Genomic DNA, 25,666 nt, shown 5'->3' on the forward strand with positions numbered 1-25,666 from the left:
CCACCCCTGACCGACCGCCTCGACGACGACGTCTCCGGCATTGTCGACATAGTACCAGTCGTGGCCGTCGAAGCCGGTCATCGTGTCGGCGCCGCCACCACCGTCGAGACGGTTCGCGCCGGCACCGCCGCTGATGCTGTTGTCCAGCTCGTTGCCGGTCAGATCAAGCGCATCGGTCGACCGCGGATCCGCAGCCACAAGCCGTTCGACATGAGCACCGGCCGCCAGCACGAAGCTCGTGCGGGCAAGAATCGTGTCCTCGCCCTCGCCTTCCAGCTCGACGACGGTATCGTCACCGTCGACGTAATAGGCGTCGTCGCCGACGCCCCCCTCAAGGACATCTGCACCCAGGCCACCGTCGATTGTATCGTCGCCTTCGCCGCCTATCAGAACGTCATCGCCAGCGCCGCCTGCAAGGGCATCCGCCCCGCGGCCCCCGTCGAGACGGTTGGCACCGGCATTCCCGCTGATGCTATTGTCCAGTTCGTTGCCGGTCAGATCGAGCGCGTCGGTCGACAGCGGATCCGCCGCCGCGAGCCGTTCGATATGGACGCCGCCCGCCAGCGCGAGGCTGGTACGGGCAAGAATCGTGTCCTCGCCCTCGCCTTCCAGCTCGACGATGGTGTCGTCGCTGTCCACGACGTAGATGTCGTCGCCGGCACCGCCCGCGAGCGTATCAGTGCCGCCGCCGCCGTCGAGACGGTTGGCGCCGGCACTGCCGCTGATGCTGTTGTCCAGTTCGTTGCCGGTCAGATCGAGCGCGTCGGTCGACAGCGGATCCGCCGCCGCGAGCCGTTCGATATGGACGCCGCCCGCCAGCGCGAAGCTCGTGCGGGCAAGAATCGTGTCCGCGCCCTCGCCTTCCAGCTCGACGATGGTGTCGTCGCTGTCCGCGACGTAGATGTCGTCGCCGGCACCGCCCGCGAGCGTATCAGTGCCGCCGCCGCCGTCGAGACGGTTTGCGCCGGCATTGCCGAGCAAATATTGGCCGACGCCGTTGCCGGTGAGATCGATGCCCGCAGTGCCGAGAAAATCGGCGGTATGCAGTTCCTCGACCTCGGCACCGGCGGTCAGCGTGTAGCTGGCCGATGCGTAGACGCGATCCCACCCTTGGCCCGCCATTTCGACGACGGCATCGCCGGGGTTGTCGACATAGTACCAATCATGGCCGTCCCCGCCAGAGAGAACGTCCACGCCTTCGCCGCCATCGAGGCGATCATCACCGCCCTCTCCGTCGAGTTCGTCATCATCGGCGCCGCCGAAGAGCCGATCGGCACCCGCGCCGCCGCGCAAGATATCGGCACCGCCGTTTCCGAGGAGGAAATCGTCGCCAGCCGCACCGATGATGAGGTTGTCGTGAACATTGCCCTCAAGCTCGAGCGGATCGACCATGGTCGAATCGGCCGCAGACAGGACCTCGACATATACGTCGTCAGTGAGCAAGAAGTTGCCGCGCGTATAGATGGTATCGCGCCCCGAGTTTATAGTCTCATAAACCTCGTCATCGGTGCTCAGGACATATTGGTCGTCGCCCGCTCCACCGACCAATATTTCCTCGCCGTGCCCGGTGAGCGTGTCGGAATCAGGTGTTCCGTAGACCACAACCGCCTCACGCAGAACCCAGATGTCATTCGCCGCCAGATCTGCGGACGTCAGATACATCTGCCCGTCATGCACTGCCAACCCGGCTGCGTGTCGGGGAGAAAACGGGGCCGGGACTGAAATCCAGTTGATGCCGTCCTCGCTCATCCAGGAGTCGGCGATATTCCCGTTCTCGTTGACGCCGCCAACGACCCAGAGGCGGCCGTCATAAACTTCGACGCTGCCGTAACGCCGCGCCTCCCAAGGCGCGTGGTCGAGGACCAATTCCCAATTGATCCCATCCGCTGAGCGCCAGACGTCGTTGCGATGCTCGAACGGCGATCCGGCCGTAGCGTACATCCCGCCCCCGATCGCCCAAAGATAGCCATCAAGTTCGACGAGGTTATCGACAAGGCCGCGGGGCAAAAAGGGAAGGTCGGTAGCCGCCTGCGTCCAGGTGATCCCATCAGCGGACTTCCACGCATCCCGGTACGCGATGTCGGGGCCGCCGCCAGCGAACTCGCTCAAGGTCTGTCCGCCAAAAACCCAGATTTGCCCCTGAAATGACGCCGACAGGAACAGCGTTCTCGGGCCCCACGGCGCGTCGCCATTCAATAAGGTGAATGTGTACCCGTCGTCAGATGACCAGACGTCGCTCTGATACTTCCCCTGGATTACATCGCCACCGATTATGATGACGTGGTCGTCATGGATGACAGTGCCAAAGGTATGCCGGGGGTCCCATTCGGCATGCGGCGTCGCGAGCTGCCATACATTTGCCCCAGGGTCTGTCGAGACCCAGATCTCATTGTTCGTAATCTGAGGAAAGTTTTCGCTGTCCAGCGGATTCCATCCACCATAAGACCAAAGCTTGCCATGGTAGCTGATCAGACCGTGACCATCACGAGCTTCGAAGGGTGAAACGCCTACAAAACGCCAACGATACTGAGGACCTAATTCTTCCATTTTACTGTTCAATGCTCCAAGCAAGGTGGCCGAAGAGGCGGACTAGGCCTCTGGATCTGGACTGGACTCCTGCATTATGCGGACGCGTCGAACGAGCAACAGCCTTGCGAGCGCGCTAATGTTGAGTTAGATCGGCGTTTCTAGGACTCTTCGCAGATCTAAGCAATCCTCGCTAACCTGCGAATTTTGCTGCACGCGGTGAGACGGTGACAGACCGTGGATGCTTTCGTGCACACCCTCAAGCCGGGTTGTGCTTCGCGAGGAACGCCTCCAGCGCCTTGAGGAACTCGAGCCGGTCCTCGCTGCGCGAGAAATGGTGGTCGGCCTCGGGCTGCTCGATATAGACGACGTCCTTGCCCACACCCTTGAGCTTCGACGCCATCGCGCGCGAATGGACGATCGGTACCACCCGGTCCTTCTTGCCGTGGACGAGGAGCAGCGGGATCGAGAACTCGCCGGGATAGTTGAGCGGCGAGACCGCCTTCAGATCGGGCGCCTGCATCTTGAGCCAGTCGCGCCGGGCGTCGCTGCCGAGGAAGTTGCGGTTCTGGTTGAGCATGCGGTTCAGGTCGGACACGCCCGCAAAGGCGACCGCGCAGCGATAGAGCTTGCCGTCACGCTGCGCGGCCCGCATCGCCGCATAGCCGCCATAGGAGGCGCCGACCATGCAGGCGCGCTTGGGATCGGCGATGCCGAGCTTCGCCAGCTCGGGGACGACGTCGTTCAGATCGTCCTGCATGGCGAGGCCCCATTGCCCCTGCCCCTTCTGGGTGAACGGCGTGCCATAGCCCGACGAGCCGCGATAATTGGGCTGGACCACGGCATAGCCGCGCGAGGCGAGAAACTGGGTCCACCAGTCCCATTCCTCGGTATCGCGCGCGAACGGGCCGCCATGCGGCATCACGATCAGCGGCAGATTGGACTTCTTGCCGGCCGGAAGCGTCAGCACCGCGGCGATCTCGAGCCCGTCGCGCGCCCTGTAGCGGATCGTGCGCACGGGGTTCATGCGCTTCATCCCGATCGTGTCGTTGTTGGTGACCAGCCGCTGCATCGACTGGTCGGCGGTGCGATAGAGGAAATAGGCGCCAGGAGCGTTGGCGCCGCCGACATGGACGACCGCGACCGAGCGATCGCGGCTCAGCGAGACGATGCGCGGCTCGCCGCCCTTGATCATCCCCGCGATCGTGGCCTGCAGCGCGACGAGCGCGGGATCGGTCCAGCGGATTCCCGGCTTGTCCTCGTTCACATAGACGCCGACATAGCCGAAGCCGCTCTCGTCGGGGAGCAGCCCGCCGATATCGAACCCCTTGCTCGCGAACAGCTGCTTGCCGCGCTCGAGCGTCGAGAGGTCGAGTTCGTAGAGCGCCGAAAAGCCGTCGGCGTCGTCGGCGATCATCAGGCCCTTGCCCGGCTCCTTGAGGAACATCGCGGGGACCGTCAGCGTGTCGCGATGGGTCTTGACCTTGTCGATCGTCTTGAACGAGCCCTCGCCGCTCTCGCGATAGACCGCGCGCTGGGTGCGGCCGTCGAGCGACATGCCGATGCCCATGCGGATCGCGCCGCTGCCGTCGGCATACCAGTTCCAGATGCCCTCGCGGCCGCGCAGCACCGGCTTGCGCCGGCCGGTCGACACGTCGATCTCCTCGACCTGCGGCCAGAAGCCGGGATCGTCCGAATAGATCGACGTCTGCAGCGCCATGCGAACGCGCGGCGTGCCGTCAGTGGCGATCCAGACGATGTCGTCAGCATCCTGCGCCGCATCGTTCGCGGCGAGCTTGACGATCTTGTTGCCCGCAGCGCTGACGCCGAGCGAACGCGTCACGTACCAGCTGTCACCTTCCATCGGCACGAGCTGCCCGACGCCGATGACGAGCCAATCGTCATTGACCCAGCTCCATTTGTTGAGGTCGTTCTCGCCGAGGCCGATGAGCTTGGGCTTGCCGCCGTCGAGCGGAACGATCGCGAAATATTGGGTGCCCGCAACGGCGATCTTGGCCGCGATGAACTTGCCGTTGGGGGAGATTTCGGGGCCCTCCATCGCGGGGAGTTCGGCGAACACCGACACGTCGAACGGCGTCGGGTTGGTCTGCGTTCCCGGACTGGTTGGCGGCGGACTCGCCCCTTGGCTCTGCGCCGGCACCGCGGCCGGCGCGGACACGACCAGAGCGCCCGCACACAGCAGGCCCGCACGCCAACGCAACATCTTATCCCCCGTTTTGCCCATTCTTGCCCGGCGCCATGCTGTCGCGTCCGCGCGGCCGGCGCAAGCCTCTACCGCGCCGAGCGCCCTCGACTCGCAGCATGCGAAGTGGCTAGGAGGCGCCATGCTCAAGCTCATCATCGGCAACAAGGCCTATAGCTCGTGGTCGCTGCGCGGCTGGCTCGCGGTCAGGCAGTCCGGCCTGCCGTTCGAGGAAGTCGTGGTGCCGCTCTACGACGCCGAGTGGGACCGGCGTCGCGAGGGCGCCGAGTTCGCCCCCTCTTCGGGCAAGGTGCCGATCCTGTGGGACGGCGAGGCGGTAGTGTGGGACAGCCTGGCGATCGTCGACTATCTCAACGACAAGGCCGGCGGCACGCGCTTCTGGCCCGAGGACATGGCGGCGCGGGCGATGGCGCGCTCGATGGCCGCCGAAATGCATTCGAGCTTCACGGCGCTGCGCCGCAAGCACAGCATGAACATCCGCCAGGTCTATCCGGCGACGGCTCCCGATCCGGACGTGGCGCAGGATCTGAGCCGGATCATGGAGCTATGGGCACAGGCCCGCGCGCGCTTCGGCGGCGACGGCGAGTTCCTGTTCGGCGATTTCGGCGCGGTCGACATCATGTTCGCGCCGGTGGTGACGCGGATCGTGACCTATTCGCTGCCGGTGCCGCGCTTCGCCCAGCCCTATATGCTCGCGGTGCTCCAGCATCCCTTCATGCAGGACTGGATCGCGGGGGCGCAGGAAGAGGATTGGGTGATCGAGCAGTTCGAGATGCCGGCGCACGACTGAGCGGCCGGGCCGGGCTCAGATCGGCTTGCGCGAATATTCGTCGGCCTTGACCCGGACGCTCTCGATCTGATCGCGCGCGGCATCGCCGATCCCCGCCAGATGCCGGCCCGAAAAGACGGCAAGATCGGCGAAGCTGAACATCGCAACGGCAAGGAGGAGCATCCTTCGCATGCTCCGCACTCTCACACGGCCTGCGTGAATCTTTGCTTAACCGGGCGTTAGGGGCGATTACGGGAAGGCGCTGCCGTCCTTGCGGCGGAAGGGCCCGCCGCCCATGGGCAGGTGCATGTCGATATCGGGATAGTGGCAGGCGCTCGCGCTCGGGCGCCCGACCGCGATGAACACGCATTCGGCGTCGCTGCGGTTCTGCAGGACATGGCCGTTGCCGTCATTCTTGGGAAAGGCGGCGACATCGCCGGGGCGCATCATGGTCTCGCCGGCATCGTCGACCAACACCGCCTCGCCGGCGAGCATCACGACGAACTCGTCCTCGCCCTCGTGCCAATGGCGCTGCGACGACCAGGCGCCTGGTGCGAGCGTGACATGGCTGAAGCCGAAATCGCCGATCCCGCTCGCCGGGGCCAGCCGCCGGTACCAGCGGCCCTGCACCGCGTCCGAAAAGGGCGCGGGATAGCCGGTGGCATTGGTTTGCGGGATTGTATCGAGATCGAGCTTGGGCAATGCCGCCTCCATCAACTTGTGGAGAGCCTTTTGCCCGACGTCGTCGCACTCACCAAGGCGCTGATCGCCGCCGAAAGCATCACGCCGGCGCGCGGCGCGGTGTTCGACGTGCTCGAGGCGGCGCTGGCCCCGATGGGCTTCGCGGTCTCGCGCTTCGTCGAGGGCGAGGCGCCCGACGGGCCGGTCGAGAATTTGCTCGCCACGCGCGGGTCGCAGGGCACGCATTTCGCCTTTGCGGGACATCTCGACGTCGTTCCGCCGGGCGAAGGCTGGGCGAGCGGCGCCTTCGCGCCCGAAGTCCGCGGCGACTTGCTCTATGGGCGCGGCGCGGTCGACATGAAAGGCGCGATCGCCGCCTTCGTCGCCGCGGCGGCGCGCGTCCCGGCGGAGGGCAGGCTCAGCCTGATCATCACCGGCGACGAGGAAGGCCCCGCCACCTTCGGCACCCCGAAGCTGATCGAGCGGATGGCCGAGCGGGGCGTGAAGCCCGATCTGTGCCTCGTCGGCGAGCCGACCTCGGCCCAGCGGCTCGGCGACACGATCAAGATCGGGCGGCGCGGTTCGACGGTGATCTGGATCGACGTTCCCGGCAAGCAGGGCCATGTCGCCTATCCGCACCTCGCCGACAATCCGATCCCGAAGCTGGTCGCGGCGCTCGCCGAGATCGACGCGATCACGCTCGACACCGGCAATGACTGGTTCCAGGCCTCGAACATCGAGGTCACCGACATCCATACCAGCAACCCTGCGACCAACGTCATTCCCGGCAATGCCCGGGCGCGGCTGTCGATCCGCTTCAACGACATGCAGCGCGGCGACGACCTGATCGCCCGCATCGAGGCGATCGTCCAGCGCCACGCCCCGGGCGCGCAGGTCAGGGGCACCGTCTATGGCGAGTCGTTCCTGACCCAGCCCGGCGCCCTTTCGGAACTCGTCGCCGGGGCGATCGAGGCGAAGCTCGGGATCGTGCCCGAGCTATCGACCAGCGGCGGGACGTCGGACGCGCGCTATCTGGTCAAGCTGTGCCCCGTGGTCGAATTCGGGCTGGTCAACGCGACGATGCACAAGCTCGACGAGGCGGTGGCGCTGGCGGATCTGACCGCGCTGACGGACGTGTACGAGGAAGTGCTGCGGCGGGTGCACGGCTAAACCGTCATCCCGGCGAAAGCCGGAATCTCAAGCCGAGGCGCATGTCGCACGAGGTCCCGGCTTTCGCCGGGATGACGGAAAGCTAACTCGCGATCCGGCGGGGCTCGACGCCGCGGGCCCAGGTGAGGAAATCCTCCTCGGCCATCGGGGTGGCGACGGCATAGCCCTGCAGGACATCGCAGCCGATGATGCGGAGCACCGCGGCCTGCGCCTCGCTCTCGATCCCTTCGGCGACCGCTTCGCAGCCGAGGCCATGGACCAGCCCGATCACCGCCTGCGCGATCGTGCGCGATTCGGGCTGCTCGACGACGTGCTCGATCAGGCTGCGGTCGAGCTTGACGCGGTCGACCGGCAGCTGGCGCAGCCGCGCGAGGTTCGAATAGCCGGTGCCGAAATCGTCGATCGCGACGCTGGCGCCGTCTGCGCGGAGCGCCGCGATCGCATCGAGCACCTCGCTCGAGCAGTGCATCGCCAGCGTCTCGGTGATCTCGAGCTCGAGCAGGCTGGCCGGCGCACGTGCGGCGTGCATCGCCGCGCGCAGCCGACGGAAGAAATTGGCGTGGTCGATCTGGCGCTGGCTGATGTTGACCGCGAGCCGCTGCTCGATGCCGAGCTTGCCCCAGCGCGAGATCGTCTCGGCGACGTTGCTGACCACCCATTCGCCGATCTCGACGATGAGCCCGGTCTCCTCGGCGCGCTGGATGAAGGCGCCGGGCAGCTTGAGCCCGTCGGGGTGCCGCCAGCGTAGCAGCGCCTCGGCGCCGACGATCCGCCCGTCCGCCGCACTGACCTGCGGCTGGAAGACCAGCGCGAACTGATCCTTGTCGACCGCGGCACGGAGATCGCTCTCGAGCTGGGCGCGCTCGGCGATCTGCGCAGCGAGGAACTCGGTGAAATGCTCGGCGCGGCCGCGGCCCAGCGATTTGGCATGATACATCGCGGCATCGGCGGCGCGCATCAGATCGTGCAGCGTGGTGCCGTGCTCGGGGCGCATGGCGATGCCGATCGAGGCCCCGATCGAGATTTCCTGATCGGCGAGGTCGAAGGGCTCGGAAAGCGCGAACAGGATGCCGCGGCCGATCCGCTCGGCATCGCGCTCGCCGCGGATTCCGGGGAAGAACATCGTGAACTCGTCGCCGGCGAGGCGGCCGATCAGCGGCGCGCGGATCGCCCCCTCGGCAGCAAAACGGTCGCCGACCGCGCGCAATCGATTGGCGACCATGCCGAGCAGCACGTCGCCGGTGGCATGGCCCATCGTGTCGTTGACGGCCTTGAAGCGATCGAGATCGATGAAATAGAGCACCGCGATCTCGCCTTGCGGCAGCTCGGCGAGCAGGCGCTCGGCGGTTCGGCGGAAATTGGTGCGGTTGGCGAGCGCGGTCACCGGATCGAACATCGCGAGCCGCTGGACGCTTTCGAGATTCTCGTGAAGCTGGTGGAACAGCCCGTCCATCGCCCGCGCCAGCGGCGGCACGCACTGCTCGACTTCCTCGGGGATCTCGCTCTGGAGATCGCCGTTGGCGGCGGCGGCGAGGCGGTCGATCGCGGCGTCGATCGCGCCCGCGGTCGAGGCGATGCTGCGCTCAGCGGAGGCCCAGCACATCACCCCGCAGATGATCGCCGCGATCAGCGCGCGGCCGGCGGATTCGACGGTGAGGACGCGTTCCGACGCAGCGGCCACGGCAAGGATGAACGCCACCGCCCCGGCACACATCGCAAATGCGATCGCCCGGCTCCTTAGCGAAAACCCTTCCACTTCGGCCGTTCTACCCCCGCTAAAATCTCCCGGGGCGCACCCTTGCAGACAGAAGTTAAGAATTTCGTGGCGGCGCGCCCCTCGGGCGGCGCAGCACGATATAAAGCGCGCCGCTGCCGCCATGCCGCGGATGCGCGCCGCGGACCGCGGCGATACGATCGGCATGGCGCGAGGCGGCGAGCCAGTCGCCCACCGCCGCCCGGATCGCGCCGCGGGCATGCGGCCGTTCGGATTCGGGGCGCGGCGGCTTTCCGGTGATGAGGAGCAGCACGCGATCGCCATGCCGGATCGCCTGTTCGAGCCCGTAGTCGAGCCGATCATAGGCGGCAGAGAGGCTGTGGCCGTGCAGGTCGATGCTCGATTCGGGCGCGACGAGGCCGCGGGAGAGGCGGCGGTCCCAGCTGGCGTCGAGGGTGTTGTTCCCCTCTCTGCGTGCAGGGAGGGGCTGGTGGGCGCGAGAAGCCATAGCTTCGAGCGACTTGCGTGCGGCGGGGGACGGGCTCGCGGCCTTGCCGCTCGCACCCACACCCTGCCCCTCTCTTGCCGGGAGGGGAGTTTGCACTTTTGCCGCAGGTTTGGCCGCCTTGAGCGGCTTCACCGTCGCGATCACGCGTTTCCAGAGCGCCGCTTCCTCGGGCGCCAGAGTCCGTTTCACGGGGTCGGTGCCACCGCCGCCGCGCGCCGCGCGAGCACGCCCCTGGGGAGCAGCAGCCACGCCGTGCCGCGCGCCGACATGCCGCCGGCGATCGCCCGCGCATCGTCGCCGGCGCCCCAGAAGGTGTCGAAGCGATTGGCGCCCTTGATCGCACCGCCGGTATCCTGCGCCACCCACAGCCCGGTCGCGTCGGTGCGGTCCATCGAGAGGAAGGCGGGCGCGCCCAGCGGCACGAATTTGGGATCGACCGCAGCGCTCGCCCAGCCGGTGACGGGCAGACCCATGGCGCCGAGCGGGCCGGCGCCGGTGAGTTCCTTGAAGAAGACGAAGCTCTTGTTCTCGCGCATGATCGCGCGGCCTTCCTCGGGGTGCTCGCGCAGATACGCCATGATCCCCTGCATCGAAGCCTGGCCGGGGCCGAGCAGCCCGCGATCGCGCATCAGCTTGCCGATGCCGGTATAGTCGCGGCCGTTCTGGCCGGCATAACCAATCCGCATCACTCCGCCATCGGGCAGTCGCAGCCGCCCCGAGCCCTGGACCTGCAAGAAGAAAATCTCGACCGGATCATTGGCGTACGCGATCACCGGCGCGCGGCTCTGCAGCCTGCCCTCCTCGATCTGGGTGCGATCGAAATAGGGGACGAAGCTCCTGCCGTCGACGCGACCGCGGATCTTCTTGCCCTTGAGATCGTCCGAGAACAGCCCGAGATCGACGTCGATCAGATCGCTCGGCACGCCGTAGATCGGCACTTCGCAGCCCGCGCGCCTTTCACGACAACCATGGATCTCGGGCTCGTAATAGCCGGTGGCGAAGGCCTTGCCGTCACCGATCTGCGCCGTCTCGAAATAGCGGACGAAGAAGCTCCGCGCGTCGCGCGCCGGCCAGCTGGCGGCAGCGCGGCACGAATCGGCCCAATCGGCGCCCTGGGTCAGCCCGGTGCTGTCGGTGCGCCGCTGGAGCGCGGAACAGCTTAGCCGATAGGCGGTGAGCGCGCGCTCGGCGCTCTCCTGAGTGATCGGCAGTGTGTCGAGCGCGGGACCGGGCACCACGCCCGCCGCGGCGGCGGTGGTGGTGCTGGCGGACGCCGCGGGTGCGGGCATCGCCGGCAGCGGAATCGCGGGCGTCGGCTGACGCGCAGGCAGATGAATCGGCGTTTCGGATAAGCTGCCCGGTCGCGAGGGTGCACGCGAAGGCGTGGGTGCCGGCGCCGGCCGCGACGCGGCCGCCCGGGCGGACCCCGCCTCGGGCGGTACGATTCCGCCCGAACAGGCGCTCAACAGAGCCGCGGATGCGACTGCCCCCCACAGACGCATAATGTGCCCCTTATGCTTCGTCGGTCTCGACCAGCTTCCAGTTGGGATCGTCGCTGCGCAGGTTGCGTGCGAAGGTCCAGATGTCGTGCGTCTCGACCGCGTCGGTGAGCGAGCCGGCGACGACATTGCCGTCCTGGTCGCGCGTCACGGCGGCGATATCGGCATCGAAGCGCACCGTGATTCGGGCGACTCGCCCTTCCACCGAAGCGTCGGTGATGACCGCGCGCTCGATCGCGACCAGGCGATTGTCGAGCACATGGCCGGCGGCCTTGCGGTCGGCGATCGCTTCGGCGAACCCGCCACGAACCTCGTCCTCGACCAGCCAGCCGAGCGTCTCTTCGTCGCCCTTCCAGAAGGCTTCGAGAATCATGCGATAAGCCGCCTTCGAACCTTCGACGAACTGGCCGACGTCGAAGCCCGAATCGGCGGAGACCACAGCGCGCAGCCCCGCCTCGGCACCCGCCTCGATCGGGCGGCCGGCGCCTTCGCGGATTTCGGGAGTCACGTCGATCGTGCGCGGCATCGGCTGCGCGGCGACGCGCTCCTCAGCCGGCTTGGGCAGCGCCTGCTCGTGTCCGGTGCGCTTGCCGAGCACCGAATACAGCCGAAGCGCCAGGAAACCGGCAATCATCGCGAACAGGATAACGTAGAACACTGAGCCTCCGAGCCTCGTCGCCGAGATACATAGGCCTTCGCGCCGCGGGTTACAAATTCCGCGAAAACGCCGCCCGATTGAACTGCCTTCGCGCCCCTGCTAGGCGCGCACGCTGAACAAACGCGTCACGGGCGCGAAACTTTCCGGTAAACAGAGGAATCTTCGATGGCAGAGAACGACACGATCGCCGAGTTCGGCGAGCCCGCAGCCAATGGCGCCGATACCGCGCCCGTCGCGGGTGTGCTGTCGCAATATGTGAAGGACCTGTCGTTCGAGAATCCGAACGCCCCGCAGGTCTATCAGTCGCAGACGGCACCCGCCATCGACGTGCAGTTCAACATCGGCTCGGGCCAGGTCGGCGAGGACGTCTACGAAGTCGTGCTCAAGATCGACGTCAAGGCGCAGGCCGAGGACCAGACCGCGTTCATCGTCGATCTCTCCTATGCCGGGCTGTTCGCGCTCCGCAACGTGCCGCAGGACCAGATGGAGCCTTTCCTGCTCGGCGAAGCGCCGCGCATCCTGTTCCCGTTCGCGCGCCGCGTCATCGCCGACGCCGTGCGCGACGGCGGCTTCCCGCCGCTGATGCTCGAGCCGATCGACTTCACCGGCATCTACCTGCAGCAGCGCGCCCAGGCCGGCGACCAGCCGCAGGGCGAGATCGCCGGCAACGCCTGACGTTATTCCGGGGGATCGGGCATAGTGACCAAGGATCGTCACCTCCGCGAAAGCGGGGGCCCATCTCCCGGACGTTCGGTCGGCACGGCGGCCGTCGCGCCTGACTTCAGCATGATGCGCAGCGCATGAAGCTCGCGCGCAGCCTTGGTTCGATCGGCGGACTCACGCTCGCCAGTCGCATTCTCGCGCTGGTCCGCGATTCGCTGCAGGCCGCCTTTGTCGGAGCGAACTTCGCGTCGGACGCGTTTCTCGTCGCCTTTCGCCTGCCCAACATGTTCCGCGCCTTCTTCGCCGAAGGGGCGTTCGCCTCCGCCTTCATTCCGATGTTCAACCGCAAGGTCGGCGAGAATGATGGCGAGCTCGCCCCTGCCTTGGCCTTTGCCGAACAGGCACTGGCGGTGCTGTTCGTCTTCCTGACCGGAATGACTCTGGTGATGCTGGCCGCCGCCTGGCCGCTCACCTGGGGACTCGCCGGCGGGTTCACCAGGCAGAATCCCACGTCCGAGCAGTTCGCCTTCGCGGTCGAACTGTCGCGGATCACGATTCCCTACCTGATGCTGATCAGCCTCGCCTCGTTGCTCGGCGGCATCCTCAATTCGCTCGACAAGTTCTGGGTCAACGCCGCCGCGCCGATCCTGCTCAACCTCGCGATGGTCTCGGCCTTGCTGTTCTTCCACGGCACGCCCGAGGAGACCGCGCGCGCGCAGGCGATCGCGGTGCCGATCGGCGGGTTGCTCCAGCTTGCCTGGCTATGGATTGCCTGCCGCGCCGCCGGCGTATCGCTTCGCCCGCGCCGTCCACGGCTCGATCCCGAGATCCGCCGCCTCCTGAAGCTGATCCTCCCCGCCGCCGCCGGCGCGGGCGCGGTCCAGATCAACCTGATCGTCTCGACCGCGATGGCCGGCTGGCTGCTCGAGGAAGGCTCGATCTCGTACATCTATTATGCCGACCGGCTGAACCAGCTCCCGCTCGGGCTGATCGGGATCGGGCTCGGCACGATCCTGCTCCCCACCATCTCGAAGTTGCTCGGCGCCGGGCGCGAGGCCGAGGCGATGGAGACGCAGAATCGCGGCATCGAGCTGGCATTGTTCCTGACCCTCCCGGCGACGGTGGCGTTCGTCGTCGCCGCCGAGCCGATCCTGCGCGGGCTGTTCCAGCACGGCCAGTTCACCGCCGAGGATACGATACGCTCGGCCTGGGCGCTCTCGGCCTTCTCGATCGGCCTGCCTTCCTATGTGCTGGTCAAGGTGCTCACCCCGGGCTTCTTCGCGCGCGAGGACACGCGCACGCCGATGCGATTCGCTACCATCTCGGTCGGCGTGAACCTCGCGCTCAATCTCGCGCTGATCCCGCTCATCAAGCATGTCGGCCCGCCGCTCGCGACCGCGATCGCGTCGAGCGTCAATGTCTGGATGCTCTATCGCGCGCTCGGCAAGCGCGGCCATTTCGCCGCCGATGCGCAGCTCAAGCGCCGCATTCCCCGCCTCGCGATAGCCGCGATCCTGATGGGCGGCGCGCTGTTCGCAGGCGAGCGGCTGCTCGATCCCTATCTCACCGGTACGATCTGGATGCGCTTCGCCGCGCTGAGCGTGCTGGTAGGCGCGGGCGGCGCGATCTATGTCGTCGCCTGCTTCATCACCCGGGCCTATCGCCTGAGTGATCTCAAGGCCCTGATCCGCCGCAAGGCCCAGGCGGCACCCAAGGAGTGAACATGCGCGTCGTTTCCGGCATCCAGACCACCGGCAATCTCCATCTCGGAAATTATCTCGGGGCGATCCGGCAGTGGGTGGCGATGCAGGACGCGCTTGAAGAGAATGGGGGCGAGTGCCTGTTCTTCCTCGCCGACCTCCACGCGCTGACCGGCAACGTGTCGCCGCAGGAGCTCGCCAATTCGACGATCGAGATGGCCGCCACGCTGATGGCTTCGGGGATCGATGATCGCGCGATCCTGTTCAACCAGAGCCGCGTGCCCGCGCATGCCGAATTGTGCTGGATCCTGCAGGGCACCGCGCGGATGGGCTGGCTCAACCGCATGACCCAGTGGAAGGACAAGGCGGGCAAGAACCGCGAAGGCGCCAGCGTCGGCCTGTTCACCTATCCGGTGCTCCAGGCCGCCGACGTGCTCGTCTACAAGGCGACGCACGTCCCGGTCGGCGAAGACCAGAAGCAGCATCTCGAGCTCGCCCGCGACGTGGCGACCAAGTTCAACACCGACTTCGAGGTCGATCTCTTCCCGCTGCCCGAGCCTTTGATCTCGAAGGCGGCGCCGCGAATCATGTCCCTGCGCGACGGCAGCGCCAAGATGTCCAAGTCCGATCCCTCGGACATGAGCCGGATCAACCTGATCGACGATAACGACACGATCGCGGCCAAGATTCGCAAGTCGAAATCGGACGCCGATCTGCTCCCCGACAACTTCGACGGCCTCGCCGAGCGCCCCGAGGCCAAGAACCTCGTGACGATCTACGCCGCGCTCGCCGAACGCACGCCGCAATCGGTGGTCGAGGAATTCGCCGGGCAGGGCTTCGGCGCATTCAAGCCGGCGCTGGCCGATCTCGCGGTGTCGGTGCTGGCGCCGGTGCGCGACCGGCTGACGCAGCTGCTCGACGATCGCGCCGCGGTCGGCGCGCAGCTCGCCCGGGGAGCGGAACGCGCCAACGCGCTCGCCGCACCGACGCTCAAGGCGGCGCAACAAGCGGTAGGGTTGCAGGTCTGACGAGGTCGTAAAGGGGGAGACGAGGATGTTCCGCACGAAGCTGCTCATCGGATTCGGCGCGCTGGCGCTGATGGGACAGACCACGCCCACCCCCGACCCGCATCGCCCGACGCCGACCTTCGATTCCGTCGCCCCCACTTTGCCCGCGCTCGAGCGGCCGGCAGTGCTGATCTTCAGCAAGACCAATGGCTGGCGGCACGATTCGATTCCCGCCACGGTTGCCGCCGTCGAGAAGCTCGTGCGCGCGCGCGGCTGGAGCAGCTACGCCACCGAGAATGCGGCGGTGTTCAATCCGGCGCAGCTCGCGCGCTTCGACGTCATCGTCTTCGCCAGCGCGACCGGGGACATGTTCACGCCTGACCAGCGCGCTGCGTTCGAGGAATATCTCGCGAGCGGCCGCGGCTTCGTCGCGCTGCACGGCGGCGGCGACGGCAGCCATCCCGGCTGGTACCAGCAGATCCTCGGCACCGGCGGGAGCTATACTGGCCATCCCGGCGGCGCCGACCAGTTCCAGACCAGCGACCTGATCGTCGACCGCAACCACCCCGCCACTCGCCATTTGTCGCCGCGCTGGCGCTGGACCGAGGAATATTATGCGTGGACGGCGCCGCCGCGCGCCGACGTGCATGTCCTCGCGCGGCTCGACGAGACCGGCATGCGGCTCGAGCCCAAGCACCGGATGGGCGATCACCATGCGCTGATCTGGTGGCGATGCGAGGGCAAGGCCCGAATCTTCTACTCGGCGCTCGGCCACGACCCCGAGAGCTGGTCGGAGCCGGCGCATGTCGCATTGGTCGACGGCGCGATCGGCTGGGCCGCGCGCAAGCGCGGCACGGGGTGCGACTGACGCTGCGCCGATCGCGCCGTGACGAGGAAACACCAACATATTTAAGGCGTTACCCTGACGCCCAGGATGCGCGTTGGGGCGCTCCTGCGTGAGGGCAGGCTATGCGTAAACAACTGACGCTGCTGATGATTCCGCTGCTGGCGCTGTCCGCATGCGGTGGTGGCGGCGGCAGCGGCGGGGGCGGTACGGTGGTGGTACCGCCGGTCGACACGCCCGCGCCGACGCCGACGCCCAGCCCTTCCCCGGTGCCCTTCCCCACCCCAACCCCCGCGCCGGGCGACTTCTTCGCTGCCGCCGCGGCACTCTACACCACCCAGGCCGACATCGCGGCGTGCCAGCCCGGCGCGCTCAAGCCGGTGGTGACCAGCCAGGTGCTGCAGACCCTCAACGCGGTCCGCGCGCTCCACCATCTGCCGCCGGCGACCTATTCCCCCGCCGACGAGCCCGGGGCGCAGCAATCGGCGCTGATGCAGGCGGCCAACGGCCAGCTCAGCCACACCCCGCCGAGCAGCTGGCGCTGCTATACCGCCGCAGGCGCCGCCGCCTCGGGATCGAGCAATCTCTATGGGGGCATCGGCACCGGGCTGAGCCTGATCAGCGACGAGCAGGTCATCGCCGGCTGGCTCACCGAGGTGCAGAACATCATCGCCGAGAATGTCGGCCATCGTCGCTGGCTGCTCGATCCGTTCCTCGGATCGATCGCCTATGGCCGGGTCGCCGGGCGCTACGAGACCAGCAATCGCGCGGATGCTGCGGCGATGAAGGTGTTCGATACGGCAGGCCCGGCGGGGCCGACCGGGACGTTGCCCGACTATGTCGCCTGGCCGTTCGAGGACTATCCGGCGCGGCTGTTCGACAGCCGTGCGCTGCTCTCGTTCGGCGTGATCGCGAACAAGACCAACAAATGGGGTAACACCAATGTCGATTTCTCAAACGCGGCGATCACCGTCCGCCAGCGCGGCGGCGCGGCGCTGACCGTCTCGCGGATCGCCTATGACACGCAAGGCTATGGCCTGCCCAACAACCTGCAATTCGCCGTGAGCGGGCTTCAGGCGAATATCTATTACGATGTGACGATCGACCGGGTGGCCGTGGGCGGCGTGCAGCGCAGCTACAGCTATTTCTTCCGGATCGTGCCTTGAGCTAGCAGTCGGCGAATTGGTCCGGCCGATGTCGTGCTCCGGCGAAGGCCGAAGCGCAGGCCCGACCGCCCTTCGCTGTCCGCCGCTCCGGCCTTCGGAGCACGAAACCCGTCCGTAGCGACAATCGGGGTGGAGGCGTGACCATCGCGTTGCCCCGCTCTCGTCTCCTCCACCCCGCCCCCACCCGTCCGGGTGGGAAGCCGCCTCGCCTGAGAGGCGGTAACCGGTACGCTCAGCCTTCGAGCGAGCGCATCAGCGCGCGCACGGCGCCGTCGATCTCGACGTCCTTGCCGCGCAGTTCCTCGATCCGCCGCACCGCATGGATCACGGTCGAGTGATCGCGATTGCCGAACTTGCGGCCGATCTCGGGAAGCGAGCGCGTGGTGAGCCGCTTGGCGAGATACATCGCAATCTGGCGCGGGCGCGCGATCGCCACCGCGCGGCGCTCCGAGATCAGGTCGATCTGCTTGACTTCGAAATGGCTCGATACCGCGCGCTGGATCTCGTCGATCGTGATGCGGCGCTGGGCGTTGCGCAGCACCTCGCCGAGCGTGGTGACGGCGAAATCGATCGTGATCGTCTCGTTCGACAGATTGGCATAGGCGACCAGCCGGTTGAGCGCGCCTTCGAGCTCGCGGACGTTCGAGGTGATCCGGGCCGCGAGCAGATCGACGACCTCGTCGGGCATGTCGACCGCGGGCATGTCCTCGAGCTTGCGCGCGACGATCGCGCGGCGCAGCTCGAGCTCGGCGGGCTTGATGTCGGCGACCAGCCCCGATCCAAGCCGGCCGGCGAGTCGCGGCTCGAAGCCCTCGAGCGCCTGCGGCGCGCGATCGGCCGCGATCACCAGCCGCTTGCCCGAGGCCATGAACTCGTTGACGGTGTGGAAGAACTCTTCCTGCGTCGCGTCCTTGCCGCCGATGAACTGGAGATCGTCGATCATCAGCAGATCGACCGAACGCAGCCGCGTCTTGAACGCATGGGTGTCCCTGTTGCGCAGCGCCTGGACGAACTCGAACATGAAGCGCTCGGCGGTGACGTAGATCGCCGTCGCCTCGGGGTTCGCCTCGAGAAAGGCATGACCGAGCGCGTGCATCAGGTGCGTCTTGCCCTGGCCGGTGCCGGCATGGAGATAGAGCGGGTTGAACTGCGGCGTGCCCGGTTGCGCGACGGCCCTCGCGGCGTTGAACGCCACCCGATTCGCCGAATCGACGACGAAGCGCGCAAAGGTGAAGCGCGGATCGAACGCCGGACGCTCACCCTGCGGCAGCGGCGCGGGCGCGACTTCGGGCTCAGCCTTGAGCACGCGCGCAGGCTCGTCGGCCATCGTCTCGATCGTGACGCTGTGCACGTCGGGCAGCACCGCGCGGAACTCGAGCAGCAACCGCTCCGAATAGTGATTCTTCACCCACTGGGTCATGAATGCCGAGGGCAGGCCGAGGCGCACGGCCTCGCTGGTCGAGCCGTCGACGAGCACCACCGGCTTTAGCCACTGGTCGAACAGGCGCTGGCCCGCGGAACGACGAAGGTTGCCGCGCACATGGCTCCACGCCTTGCTGACTGCTGCCTCCATGTCACCCCGCTCCAGTGTCCGCACCTGAGTCACGACGACGCACCCCTCCTTCGCGGAAAACGCAGTTTCCGCGCGTAAAACCACTACGACTTAAGGCTCCTCGCCGCCGGAATTGCCCCCCAGGCAAGCGCGCTGAGCTTAAACTAGCCCGGCTTCGAAACACGACCGGGAGGACTGTTTTAGGTACCGAAAATCGAGTCGATCAAGGGGCCGACATGCAAAGAAAGTGAAATAGTTTTGTTGACTCGCCGGAACCCACGGATTTCCGTCATGTCACAATTTTCCACCTGATAAATCAATGACTTATGCTAACCTTCATAAATCTGAAGCATGCGAATCGCCGGATTTCCGCCACTTAGGCCGTCCCGATTGGCTACAGGTGCCAAGTGCCTTGCTGCGCACGCGAAAAACCCCGCCGGAGCAGCTCCGGCGGGGTCATCGTTACGGAAATGTGACGATTATGCGAGCGCTTGCAGGCGCTTGTTGAGGCGCGAGAACTTCCGGCTGGCGGTGTTCTTGTGCAACACGCCCTTGGCGACGCCCCGCTGCAGCTCGGGCTGCGCGGCGGCGAGCGCGGCGCTGGCGGCGGCCTTGTCGCCCGATTCGAGCGCCGACTCGACCTTCTTGATGAAGGTGCGGATGCGGCTCACGCGGTTGCCGTTGATCTCCGCGCGGCGATCGTTCCGCCGGATACGCTTCTTCGCTTGCGGCGTATTCGCCATGCCGTACCGTTCCCGTTGTCAAAAAGTAGAAGGGCGCGGGACAAGCCGCCCACGCCCGGAAAGACGGGCCCCTTACCCCCTGAGGCGATTCGGGTCAACCGCCTCCGAGCGTGATCCGGCACGAACCCGACGACCCACCCGGATCCACGCCTTCGAGCACCAGCGCACCGTCGATCCATTTGGCGGTGCCGGTTCGCTGCGCCGCGAACGGTTCCGCGGTTCCTCCCAGCTCGAGCTTGCCGGTGTCGCCGTCCCAGCGATACCGTCCGCTCCCCGACACCATCGTCTCGACCATGTGTTCGGGCAGCGTGTAGCTGTAATAGCCCTCGGCACTGAAGCTCATCTCGGCGATCTTCGGCGTGTCGCATCGCTCCTGCGTGCGGACCCCGAACGTTCCCGACAGCACTTTCTGATCGAGACCGATGATCTTGAAGCTGCCATAGCCGCGGCCACCTTGCTCACCACCGATCTGCGCCGAGAACCGGATCTCGGTGCCGGGCACTGCCTTCGCGTCGATCGCGATCCTGCCGCCGCGAAGCAGCTTCACGCCCTCGCCTTCGACCTTCCAGTCGCGCACGCATTTGGCGGGCACCGGCTCGACGGGGCCGCCGTTGAACCGTACCGAATATCCCGTGAGTTCGAGCGTATCTCCCTGTCGTGGGACGGCGGGGCTGTACGCTACGGCATAGCCCAGGCCCGCATATTCGTTGCACGGGTCGATCCTGGGCGGCTCGATCTTTTGCGTTACGAGCAGGGCAAGCAGTGCGAACATCGTCTCTCCCTATTTCTGGCAAGCCGGGCACCAGAAGGTCGAACGCCCCGAATCGACTCGCCGCTCGACCAGCCCACCACATTGGCACGGCTCGCCCTCGCGACCATAGACGCGCCATTCCTTGGCGAAATAGCCGAGCTCGCCGTCGGGCCGGGCATAGTCCTTGAGCGTCGACCCGCCGGCGCGAATCGCCGCCTCGAGGACTTCGTGGATCGCCTCGACCAGCTTCACCAGCCACGCCCTGGAGATCGTCCCCGCCGGCCGCGTCGGGGCGATTCGGGCGCGATAGAGCGCCTCGCAGACATAGATGTTGCCGAGCCCGGCGACGACGCGCTGGTCGAGCAGCAGCGCCTTGACCGGTGCGATGCGGCCTTCGAACGCCGCCGCCAGATGCGCGGCGGTGAAGTCCGGCCCGAGCGGCTCGGGGCCGAGCGCCGCGAAGGCGGGCCATTCGGCCAGCTCCACGGTCGGCACCAGATCGAGCGAGCCGAATCGCCGCGCGTCGTTGAGCGCGAGCCGATGCTGCGCGGTCTCGATGACGAAATGGTCGTGCTTGCCGAGTTCCTCGGGATCGATCCGCCAGCGCCCCGACATGCCGAGATGGAAGACCAAAGTATCGCCGCGATCGGTGTCGACCAGCCCATATTTGGCGCGCCGGCCGAGTCCGGTGACGGTCGCCCCGGTCAGCCGCTGGCCGAGATCCGGCGGGAAGGGCCGGCGCAGATCGCCACGGCGCAGCGTCACGCGCTCGATCCGCGCGCCCTGCAACACCGGCTCCAGTCCGCGAACCGTCGTCTCGACTTCGGGAAGTTCTGGCATGCCAAACCCCTAGCGGTGCTCCCCGCCCCCCGCTAGAGCGCAGCCATGCCCGACACCGTCTCCTTCGGCTATGAAGACATAGCCGCGTCCGAAAAGACCGCTCGCGTGGGACAGGTCTTCTCCAGCGTCGCGTCGAAATACGATCTGATGAACGACGCGATGTCGGGCGGGCTGCATCGACTGTGGAAGGACCTGTTCGTCCGCCGGGTGAAGCCGCGCGCCGGCGAGCACATCCTCGATATGGCGGGCGGCACCGGCGACATCGCCTTCCGCATGGCGCCCTCGGGCGCGGCGATCACGGTCGCCGACATCAATCCCGAGATGCTCGCGGTCGGCGTCGAGCGGGCGGCGCAGCGCGGGATCGACGGGCTGGTGTGGAGTGAGGCCAACGCCGAGCGGCTGCAATGGCCCGACAAGTTCTTCGACGCCTATACGATCGCGTTCGGGATTCGCAACGTCACCGACATCCCTGCGGCGCTGCGCGAGGCGCACCGCGTGCTCAAGCGCGGCGGCCGCTTCTACGTGCTCGAATTCTCGACCACCCAGTGGCCCGGCTTCGCCGAGGTCTATGATGCCTATTCGCACCATCTCGTGCCGCGGCTCGGCAAGCTGCTCGCCAACGACGCCGATTCGTACCGCTATCTGATCGAATCGATCCGCCGCTTCCCGCCGATGCCCGAATTCGAGGGCATGATTCGCGACGCCGGCTTCACCCAGACCAAGGTCGAGCCGTTGCTCGGCGGGCTGGTGGCAATTCACAGCGGCTGGAAGATCTAGCCGAAGTGACCGCACCTGCAATCCACCTCTTCCGCCTGCTCAAATGGGGCCGCATTCTCGCGCGCCACGGTGCGCTGCGCGGAATCGAGCGCGATCCCAACACACCCAGGCCCGTCCGCCGCATCGCCCGGCTCGCGCGTTTCGGCGCGCGGGTGCCGGCGACGCCGCGCTATGCCGATGCCTTCCAGGCGATCGGACCCGCCGCGATCAAGCTAGGCCAGACGCTCGCCACGCGCCCCGACCTCGTCGGCGAGGCCGCCGCGAGCAACCTGCTCCGCCTGCAGGACGCGCTGCCGCCGCTACCCTTCGTGGTGATCCGCGAGCGGATCGAGACCAGCTATGGCCGGCCGCTCGAGACTTTCTTCGCCTCGATCGAGGAGGCGCCGGTCGGCGCCGCGTCGATCGCGCAGGTCCACCGCGCAGTGACCACCGACGGCCGCCAGGTCGCGGTCAAGGTGCTGCGCCCGGGGATCGAGGCCGAGTTCGCCAAGGCGATCGACACCTATGAATGGGCCGCCGCGCAGGTCGAGGGCATGGGCGGCGAGGCCGCGCGGCTGCGCCCCCGGCTGATCATCGAGACCTTCAAGCGCTGGACCGCGCGCGAGCTCGACTTGCGCCGCGAGGCCGCTTCGGCCTCCGAGCTCGCCGAGGGCATGACCGCCGAGCCCGATTTCTACGTTCCCGAGATCGATTGGCAGCGCACCACCGGCAAGGTGCTGACGCTCGAATGGCTCGACGGGATCAAGCTTTCGGATCGCGCCGCGCTGATCACCGCGGGGCACGACACCACCGCGCTCGCGGGCAAGCTGATCCGCGCGTTCCTGCGCCAGGCAATCGCCGAGGGCTTCTTCCACGCCGACATGCACCAGGGGAATCTGTTCGCGCTCCCCGACGGTCGCATCGCCGCGATCGATTTCGGCATCATGGGCCGGATCGATCGCCGCGCCCGTGTCTGGCTCGCCGAGATCCTCTACGGGCTGATCACCGGCAACTACAAGCGCGTCGCCGAGATCCATTTCGAGGCGGGCTATGTCCCCGCCCACCACAATGTCGCCGAATTCGCCACCGCGCTGCGCGCGGTCGGCGAGCCGATGCGCGGGCTGCCGGTCAAGGACATGAGCGTCGGCGCGATGCTCGACGGGCTGTTCAACATCACCCGCGACTTCGACATGCAGACCCAGCCGCATTTGCTGCTGCTCCAGAAGACGATGGTGATGGTCGAAGGCGTGGCGCGCGGGCTCGACCCCGACATCAATCTCTGGGAGACCTCGGCGCCGTTCGTCCGCGAATGGATTCGCACCGAATTGGGGCCCGAGGCCGCGGTCGCCGATCGGATCATCACCGATCTGCGCACGCTCGCCCGACTGCCCGAGCTGATCCGCAACATCGAGCTGCGCTATCCGGCGCCGGGTGGCGCGCCGCCGTCTCCGCCGCTCCGCGAGATCGAAGTCGTGCGCGTCGGCGGCGGCTGGCGCTATGCGGCGGTCGCGGCGGCGGCGGCGGCGGCGAGCGCGGCGGCGATGTGGGTGGCGTTCGCCTGACCCTCTCGACACTGCCTCGAACGCCCGTGTAGGTCGGCGCGAGCATGGCCCGCACCGCCACTCTCTGGCTCGCCACCCCCGGTCGCTTCGCGGCCATCGGCAAGCCGCGTGCACGCATCGTGATCGGCCTGCTCGTCCTGCTGCTGCTCGCCTGTCTGCTCGCGCTGACCGCGCCCACGCCCGCCGCGGTCGCGACCGGTCCGGCGTCCAGCCAGTCCGAGCAGACCGATCTGATGGTCTACGAGAAGATAATAGCGGGCGTGCGCGGGGGCGGCGACTATTACACCGTGGCGACCGACACGCTGCGCGCCGGCGGCTATCCGCTGCGGCCGTTCTTCACCGTGCGCATGCCCTCGCTCGCGGTGGTGCAGGCGGCGCTGCCGGTCTGGGGTCCGGAAATACTGCTCTGGCTGCTCGCCGCCTATGTCGGGCTGATCTGGATGCTGCGGCTGAGCGAGGCGCTTCCCCGGCTTTTGCCGCGGGTCGCCGCACTCGTGCTGCTCGCCGGCTCGCTGCTCGCCTTTTTCCAGGCCGATCTCGCGCCCTTTCACGAGATCTGGGCCGGCCTGCTGATCGCGCTCTCGCTCGGGCTGCGCCGTCCGGGGCGCTGGCTCGAGCCGGTCGCTTTCGGGCTGGTCGCGATGCTGATCCGCGAGACGGCGGTCCTCTACGCGCTCGTCATGCTGGCGCTCGCCTGGCGGGAAGGCGAGCGGCGCGAGGCGCTGGGCTGGCTCGCCGCGCTCGCGCTGTTCGCCGCCGCGCTCGCGGCGCATGCTTGGGCCGTGACCGGCGTGACCGGACCGCACGATCCCGCCTCGCCCGGCTGGCACGGGCTGCTGGGCTTCGGCTTCTTCGTCAAGGCACTGACTCTCGCCACTGCGCTTCAGCTGCTTCCCACCGCGGCCGCAGCGCTGATCGTCGGGCTCGCGCTGTTCGGCTGGGCGGCGTGGAACGATCCGCTGGGGCTGCGCATGGTCGCCACGCTGGCCGCCTATGCCGCGTTGATCGCGATTTTCGCCCGCAGCGACACCTTCTACTGGGGATTGATGGTCGCCCCGGTCTTCCTCGCCGGCCTCGTCTTCGTGCCCGATGGCTTGCGCGACCTTTTCCGTCCCGCTCTCGACAGGCGCCGCATCACCGTGACAAGGGTAGCGCGATGAAACGCATCCTGCTGATCGTCGGCGGCGGTATCGCGGCGTACAAGGCCTGCGAGCTCGTCCGGCTGTGCCGCAAGGCGGGAATCGGCGTGAAGGTGGTGCTGACCGAAGGCGGCAGCCATTTCGTCACGGCGATGACCTTTGCAGCCCTCTCCGAGAACCAGGTTTATTCGACCTTGTGGGACCTCAAGGACGAGGCCGAGATGGGCCATATCCAGCTCAGCCGCGAGGCCGATCTGGTCGTGGTCACCCCCGCCACCGCCGATCTGCTCGCGAAGATGGCCGCCGGGTTGGCCGACGATCTCGCCACCACGCTGCTGCTCGCCACCGACAAGCCGGTGCTCGCCGCGCCGGCAATGAACGTCCGCATGTGGCAGCACGCCGCCACGCGCCGCAACGTAGCGCAGCTTCGCGCCGACGGCGTGACCGTGCTCGAGCCCGACGAAGGCCCGATGGCATGCGGCGAATTTGGCCCCGGGCGCCTGCCCGAGCCTGAGGCGATCCTCGCCGCGATCGAGGCGCAGCTCGACGGTGGCGCGCGGCGGCTGGCCGGCAAGCACATCCTCGTCACCGCGGGGCCGACGCATGAGCCGATCGATCCGGTCCGTTACATCGCCAACCGCTCCTCGGGGCGGCAGGGTTTCGCGATCGCCGGGGCGCTCGCTCGTCTCGGCGCGCGGGTCACGCTAATCAGCGGTCCGGTCACGCTCGCGACGCCCGCCGGCGTCACCCGCATCGACGTCGAGACCGCACGGCAAATGGCCGATGCCGTCGACGCGGCGCTTCCCGCCGACGCCGCGGTGATGGTGGCCGCGGTCGGCGACTGGCATGCGGAGGCGACCGCGCAGAAGCGCAAAAAGGGTGAGACCCCGCCCGTGATCGAGCTCTTCGAGAATCCGGACATCCTCGCGCTTCTCGCCCGCGGCCCGCATCGCCCCGGGCTGGTCGTCGGCTTCGCCGCCGAGACCGAGCAGGTGATCGAACACGCCACCGCAAAAAGGACTCGCAAGGGCGCGGACTGGATTGTCGCCAACGACGTTTCGGGCGACGTCATGGGAGGTGAGGCAAACACCGTCCATCTCGTCACCGCCGACGGCGTCGAGCATTGGGAGCGCTTGCCCAAGGCCGAAGTCGCGCGCCGGCTGGCGGAGCGGATCGCCGATGCGCTCTAGCCTC

22 protein-coding genes and 1 pseudogene are annotated in these 25,666 nt (G+C 67.3%); 11 read left to right on the plus strand and 12 right to left on the minus strand.

The genetic code is table 11. The features are described from left to right. Both E5A74_RS04610 and E5A74_RS04615 read right to left on the minus strand, forming a co-directional pair. A pseudogene (locus tag E5A74_RS04610) lies at window positions 1-2,547 on the minus strand (hypothetical protein); the annotation flags it as partial. Window positions 2,548-2,785: 238 nt separating this feature from the next. Next, a complete protein-coding gene (locus E5A74_RS04615; RefSeq protein ID WP_135983045.1) occupies window positions 2,786-4,750 on the minus strand; it encodes an alpha/beta hydrolase family protein in 1,965 nt (654 codons plus the stop codon). Window positions 4,751-4,871: 121 nt separating this feature from the next. Between E5A74_RS04615 and E5A74_RS04620 the strand changes: the two genes are divergently transcribed. Continuing rightward, a complete protein-coding gene (locus tag E5A74_RS04620) occupies window positions 4,872-5,540 on the plus strand; it encodes a glutathione S-transferase family protein (RefSeq protein WP_135983046.1) in 669 nt (222 codons plus the stop codon). A 15-nt stretch (window positions 5,541-5,555) separates the two neighbouring features. On the opposite strand, the gene E5A74_RS20800 is transcribed toward E5A74_RS04620, so the two are convergent. Both E5A74_RS20800 and E5A74_RS04625 read right to left on the minus strand, forming a co-directional pair. Then, entirely contained in the window at window positions 5,556-5,702 is a 147-nt protein-coding gene (locus tag E5A74_RS20800; RefSeq protein ID WP_166745602.1) for a hypothetical protein, read from the minus strand. A gap of 66 nt (window positions 5,703-5,768) precedes the next feature. After that, on the minus strand, window positions 5,769-6,221 hold the full coding sequence (locus E5A74_RS04625) for a cupin domain-containing protein (RefSeq protein WP_166745603.1): 453 nt from the start codon (window positions 6,219-6,221) through the stop codon (window positions 5,769-5,771). Between the two features lie 30 nt (window positions 6,222-6,251). Between E5A74_RS04625 and dapE the strand changes: the two genes are divergently transcribed. Beyond that, entirely contained in the window at window positions 6,252-7,370 is a 1,119-nt protein-coding gene (gene dapE, locus E5A74_RS04630) for a succinyl-diaminopimelate desuccinylase (RefSeq protein ID WP_135983048.1), read from the plus strand. Window positions 7,371-7,452: 82 nt separating this feature from the next. On the opposite strand, the gene E5A74_RS04635 is transcribed toward dapE, so the two are convergent. The 4 genes from E5A74_RS04635 to E5A74_RS04650 are packed head-to-tail and all read right to left on the minus strand — an operon-like array spanning window position 7,453 to window position 11,749. Beyond that, on the minus strand, window positions 7,453-9,126 hold the full coding sequence (locus tag E5A74_RS04635) for a putative bifunctional diguanylate cyclase/phosphodiesterase (protein WP_135983049.1): 1,674 nt from the start codon (window positions 9,124-9,126) through the stop codon (window positions 7,453-7,455). 55 nt (window positions 9,127-9,181) lie between these two features. Continuing rightward, on the minus strand, window positions 9,182-9,781 hold the full coding sequence (locus E5A74_RS04640) for a Smr/MutS family protein (protein ID WP_240699642.1): 600 nt from the start codon (window positions 9,779-9,781) through the stop codon (window positions 9,182-9,184). Further along, complete coding sequence (gene mltA / locus E5A74_RS04645) at window positions 9,778-11,094, minus strand: murein transglycosylase A (protein ID WP_135983050.1); 1,317 nt, start codon at window positions 11,092-11,094, stop codon at window positions 9,778-9,780. The genes E5A74_RS04640 and mltA overlap by 4 nt, the downstream gene beginning before the upstream one ends. Before the next feature lie 10 nt (window positions 11,095-11,104). After that, window positions 11,105-11,749: a Tim44/TimA family putative adaptor protein gene (locus E5A74_RS04650; protein ID WP_135983051.1), complete on the minus strand. Its 645-nt coding sequence runs from the start codon at window positions 11,747-11,749 to the stop codon at window positions 11,105-11,107. 165 nt (window positions 11,750-11,914) lie between these two features. Between E5A74_RS04650 and secB the strand changes: the two genes are divergently transcribed. From secB to E5A74_RS04675, 5 genes are all read left to right on the plus strand, one after another. Next, window positions 11,915-12,424: a protein-export chaperone SecB gene (gene secB / locus E5A74_RS04655; RefSeq protein WP_135983052.1), complete on the plus strand. Its 510-nt coding sequence runs from the start codon at window positions 11,915-11,917 to the stop codon at window positions 12,422-12,424. Between the two features lie 125 nt (window positions 12,425-12,549). After that, entirely contained in the window at window positions 12,550-14,133 is a 1,584-nt protein-coding gene (gene murJ / locus E5A74_RS04660; protein WP_135983053.1) for a murein biosynthesis integral membrane protein MurJ, read from the plus strand. Between the two features lie 2 nt (window positions 14,134-14,135). Next, entirely contained in the window at window positions 14,136-15,140 is a 1,005-nt protein-coding gene (gene trpS / locus E5A74_RS04665) for a tryptophan--tRNA ligase (RefSeq protein ID WP_135983054.1), read from the plus strand. 25 nt (window positions 15,141-15,165) lie between these two features. Further along, window positions 15,166-15,987, plus strand: coding sequence for a ThuA domain-containing protein (locus E5A74_RS04670; protein WP_135983055.1), 822 nt, complete (start codon window positions 15,166-15,168; stop codon window positions 15,985-15,987). A gap of 101 nt (window positions 15,988-16,088) precedes the next feature. Then, a complete protein-coding gene (locus E5A74_RS04675; protein WP_135983056.1) occupies window positions 16,089-17,129 on the plus strand; it encodes a CAP domain-containing protein in 1,041 nt (346 codons plus the stop codon). 232 nt (window positions 17,130-17,361) lie between these two features. On the opposite strand, the gene dnaA is transcribed toward E5A74_RS04675, so the two are convergent. From dnaA to mutM, 4 genes are all read right to left on the minus strand, one after another. Beyond that, complete coding sequence (gene dnaA / locus E5A74_RS04680; protein WP_135983057.1) at window positions 17,362-18,702, minus strand: chromosomal replication initiator protein DnaA; 1,341 nt, start codon at window positions 18,700-18,702, stop codon at window positions 17,362-17,364. A gap of 458 nt (window positions 18,703-19,160) precedes the next feature. Beyond that, window positions 19,161-19,424 (minus strand): 30S ribosomal protein S20, encoded by a 264-nt coding sequence (gene rpsT / locus E5A74_RS04685; protein ID WP_135983058.1) that lies wholly within the window; start codon window positions 19,422-19,424, stop codon window positions 19,161-19,163. Between the two features lie 94 nt (window positions 19,425-19,518). Next, window positions 19,519-20,196, minus strand: coding sequence for a hypothetical protein (locus tag E5A74_RS04690; RefSeq protein ID WP_135983059.1), 678 nt, complete (start codon window positions 20,194-20,196; stop codon window positions 19,519-19,521). Between the two features lie 9 nt (window positions 20,197-20,205). Then, window positions 20,206-21,015 (minus strand): bifunctional DNA-formamidopyrimidine glycosylase/DNA-(apurinic or apyrimidinic site) lyase, encoded by an 810-nt coding sequence (gene mutM / locus E5A74_RS04695; protein WP_135983060.1) that lies wholly within the window; start codon window positions 21,013-21,015, stop codon window positions 20,206-20,208. A gap of 45 nt (window positions 21,016-21,060) precedes the next feature. On the opposite strand from mutM, the gene E5A74_RS04700 reads away from it, so the two are divergent. Genes E5A74_RS04700 through coaBC form a run of 4 tightly spaced genes read left to right on the plus strand, consistent with a single transcriptional unit; the run spans window position 21,061 to window position 25,662 of the window. Next, on the plus strand, window positions 21,061-21,792 hold the full coding sequence (locus tag E5A74_RS04700) for a class I SAM-dependent methyltransferase (protein ID WP_135983061.1): 732 nt from the start codon (window positions 21,061-21,063) through the stop codon (window positions 21,790-21,792). Between the two features lie 5 nt (window positions 21,793-21,797). Continuing rightward, a complete protein-coding gene (gene ubiB, locus E5A74_RS04705) occupies window positions 21,798-23,333 on the plus strand; it encodes a 2-polyprenylphenol 6-hydroxylase (RefSeq protein ID WP_135983062.1) in 1,536 nt (511 codons plus the stop codon). Between the two features lie 44 nt (window positions 23,334-23,377). Next, on the plus strand, window positions 23,378-24,493 hold the full coding sequence (locus tag E5A74_RS04710) for a hypothetical protein (RefSeq protein ID WP_135983063.1): 1,116 nt from the start codon (window positions 23,378-23,380) through the stop codon (window positions 24,491-24,493). Beyond that, entirely contained in the window at window positions 24,490-25,662 is a 1,173-nt protein-coding gene (gene coaBC, locus E5A74_RS04715) for a bifunctional phosphopantothenoylcysteine decarboxylase/phosphopantothenate--cysteine ligase CoaBC (protein ID WP_135983064.1), read from the plus strand. The genes E5A74_RS04710 and coaBC overlap by 4 nt, the downstream gene beginning before the upstream one ends. Window positions 25,663-25,666: the final 4 nt, after the last annotated feature.

The sequence above is a fragment of the Sphingomonas naasensis genome, assembly GCF_004792695.1.
Taxonomy (GTDB): domain Bacteria; phylum Pseudomonadota; class Alphaproteobacteria; order Sphingomonadales; family Sphingomonadaceae; genus Sphingomonas; species Sphingomonas naasensis.

Excerpts from the sequence above, each read along its gene's own strand:
- E5A74_RS04700 (WP_135983061.1), top strand. The coding sequence starts at position 21,061 with ATGCCCGACACCGTCTCCTTCGGCTATGAAGACATAGCCGCGTCCGAA.
- E5A74_RS04670 (WP_135983055.1), top strand. The coding sequence starts at position 15,166 with ATGTTCCGCACGAAGCTGCTCATCGGATTCGGCGCGCTGGCGCTGATG.
- mltA (WP_135983050.1), bottom strand. The coding sequence starts at position 11,094 with ATGCGTCTGTGGGGGGCAGTCGCATCCGCGGCTCTGTTGAGCGCCTGT.
- coaBC (WP_135983064.1), top strand. The coding sequence starts at position 24,490 with ATGAAACGCATCCTGCTGATCGTCGGCGGCGGTATCGCGGCGTACAAG.
- E5A74_RS04675 (WP_135983056.1), top strand. The coding sequence starts at position 16,089 with ATGCGTAAACAACTGACGCTGCTGATGATTCCGCTGCTGGCGCTGTCC.
- E5A74_RS04710 (WP_135983063.1), top strand. The coding sequence starts at position 23,378 with ATGGCCCGCACCGCCACTCTCTGGCTCGCCACCCCCGGTCGCTTCGCG.
- rpsT (WP_135983058.1), bottom strand. The coding sequence starts at position 19,424 with ATGGCGAATACGCCGCAAGCGAAGAAGCGTATCCGGCGGAACGATCGC.
- E5A74_RS04690 (WP_135983059.1), bottom strand. The coding sequence starts at position 20,196 with ATGTTCGCACTGCTTGCCCTGCTCGTAACGCAAAAGATCGAGCCGCCC.
- secB (WP_135983052.1), top strand. The coding sequence starts at position 11,915 with ATGGCAGAGAACGACACGATCGCCGAGTTCGGCGAGCCCGCAGCCAAT.
- mutM (WP_135983060.1), bottom strand. The coding sequence starts at position 21,015 with ATGCCAGAACTTCCCGAAGTCGAGACGACGGTTCGCGGACTGGAGCCG.
- dnaA (WP_135983057.1), bottom strand. The coding sequence starts at position 18,702 with ATGGAGGCAGCAGTCAGCAAGGCGTGGAGCCATGTGCGCGGCAACCTT.
- trpS (WP_135983054.1), top strand. The coding sequence starts at position 14,136 with ATGCGCGTCGTTTCCGGCATCCAGACCACCGGCAATCTCCATCTCGGA.
- murJ (WP_135983053.1), top strand. The coding sequence starts at position 12,550 with ATGAAGCTCGCGCGCAGCCTTGGTTCGATCGGCGGACTCACGCTCGCC.
- E5A74_RS04620 (WP_135983046.1), top strand. The coding sequence starts at position 4,872 with ATGCTCAAGCTCATCATCGGCAACAAGGCCTATAGCTCGTGGTCGCTG.
- E5A74_RS20800 (WP_166745602.1), bottom strand. The coding sequence starts at position 5,702 with ATGCTCCTCCTTGCCGTTGCGATGTTCAGCTTCGCCGATCTTGCCGTC.
- E5A74_RS04615 (WP_135983045.1), bottom strand. The coding sequence starts at position 4,750 with ATGTTGCGTTGGCGTGCGGGCCTGCTGTGTGCGGGCGCTCTGGTCGTG.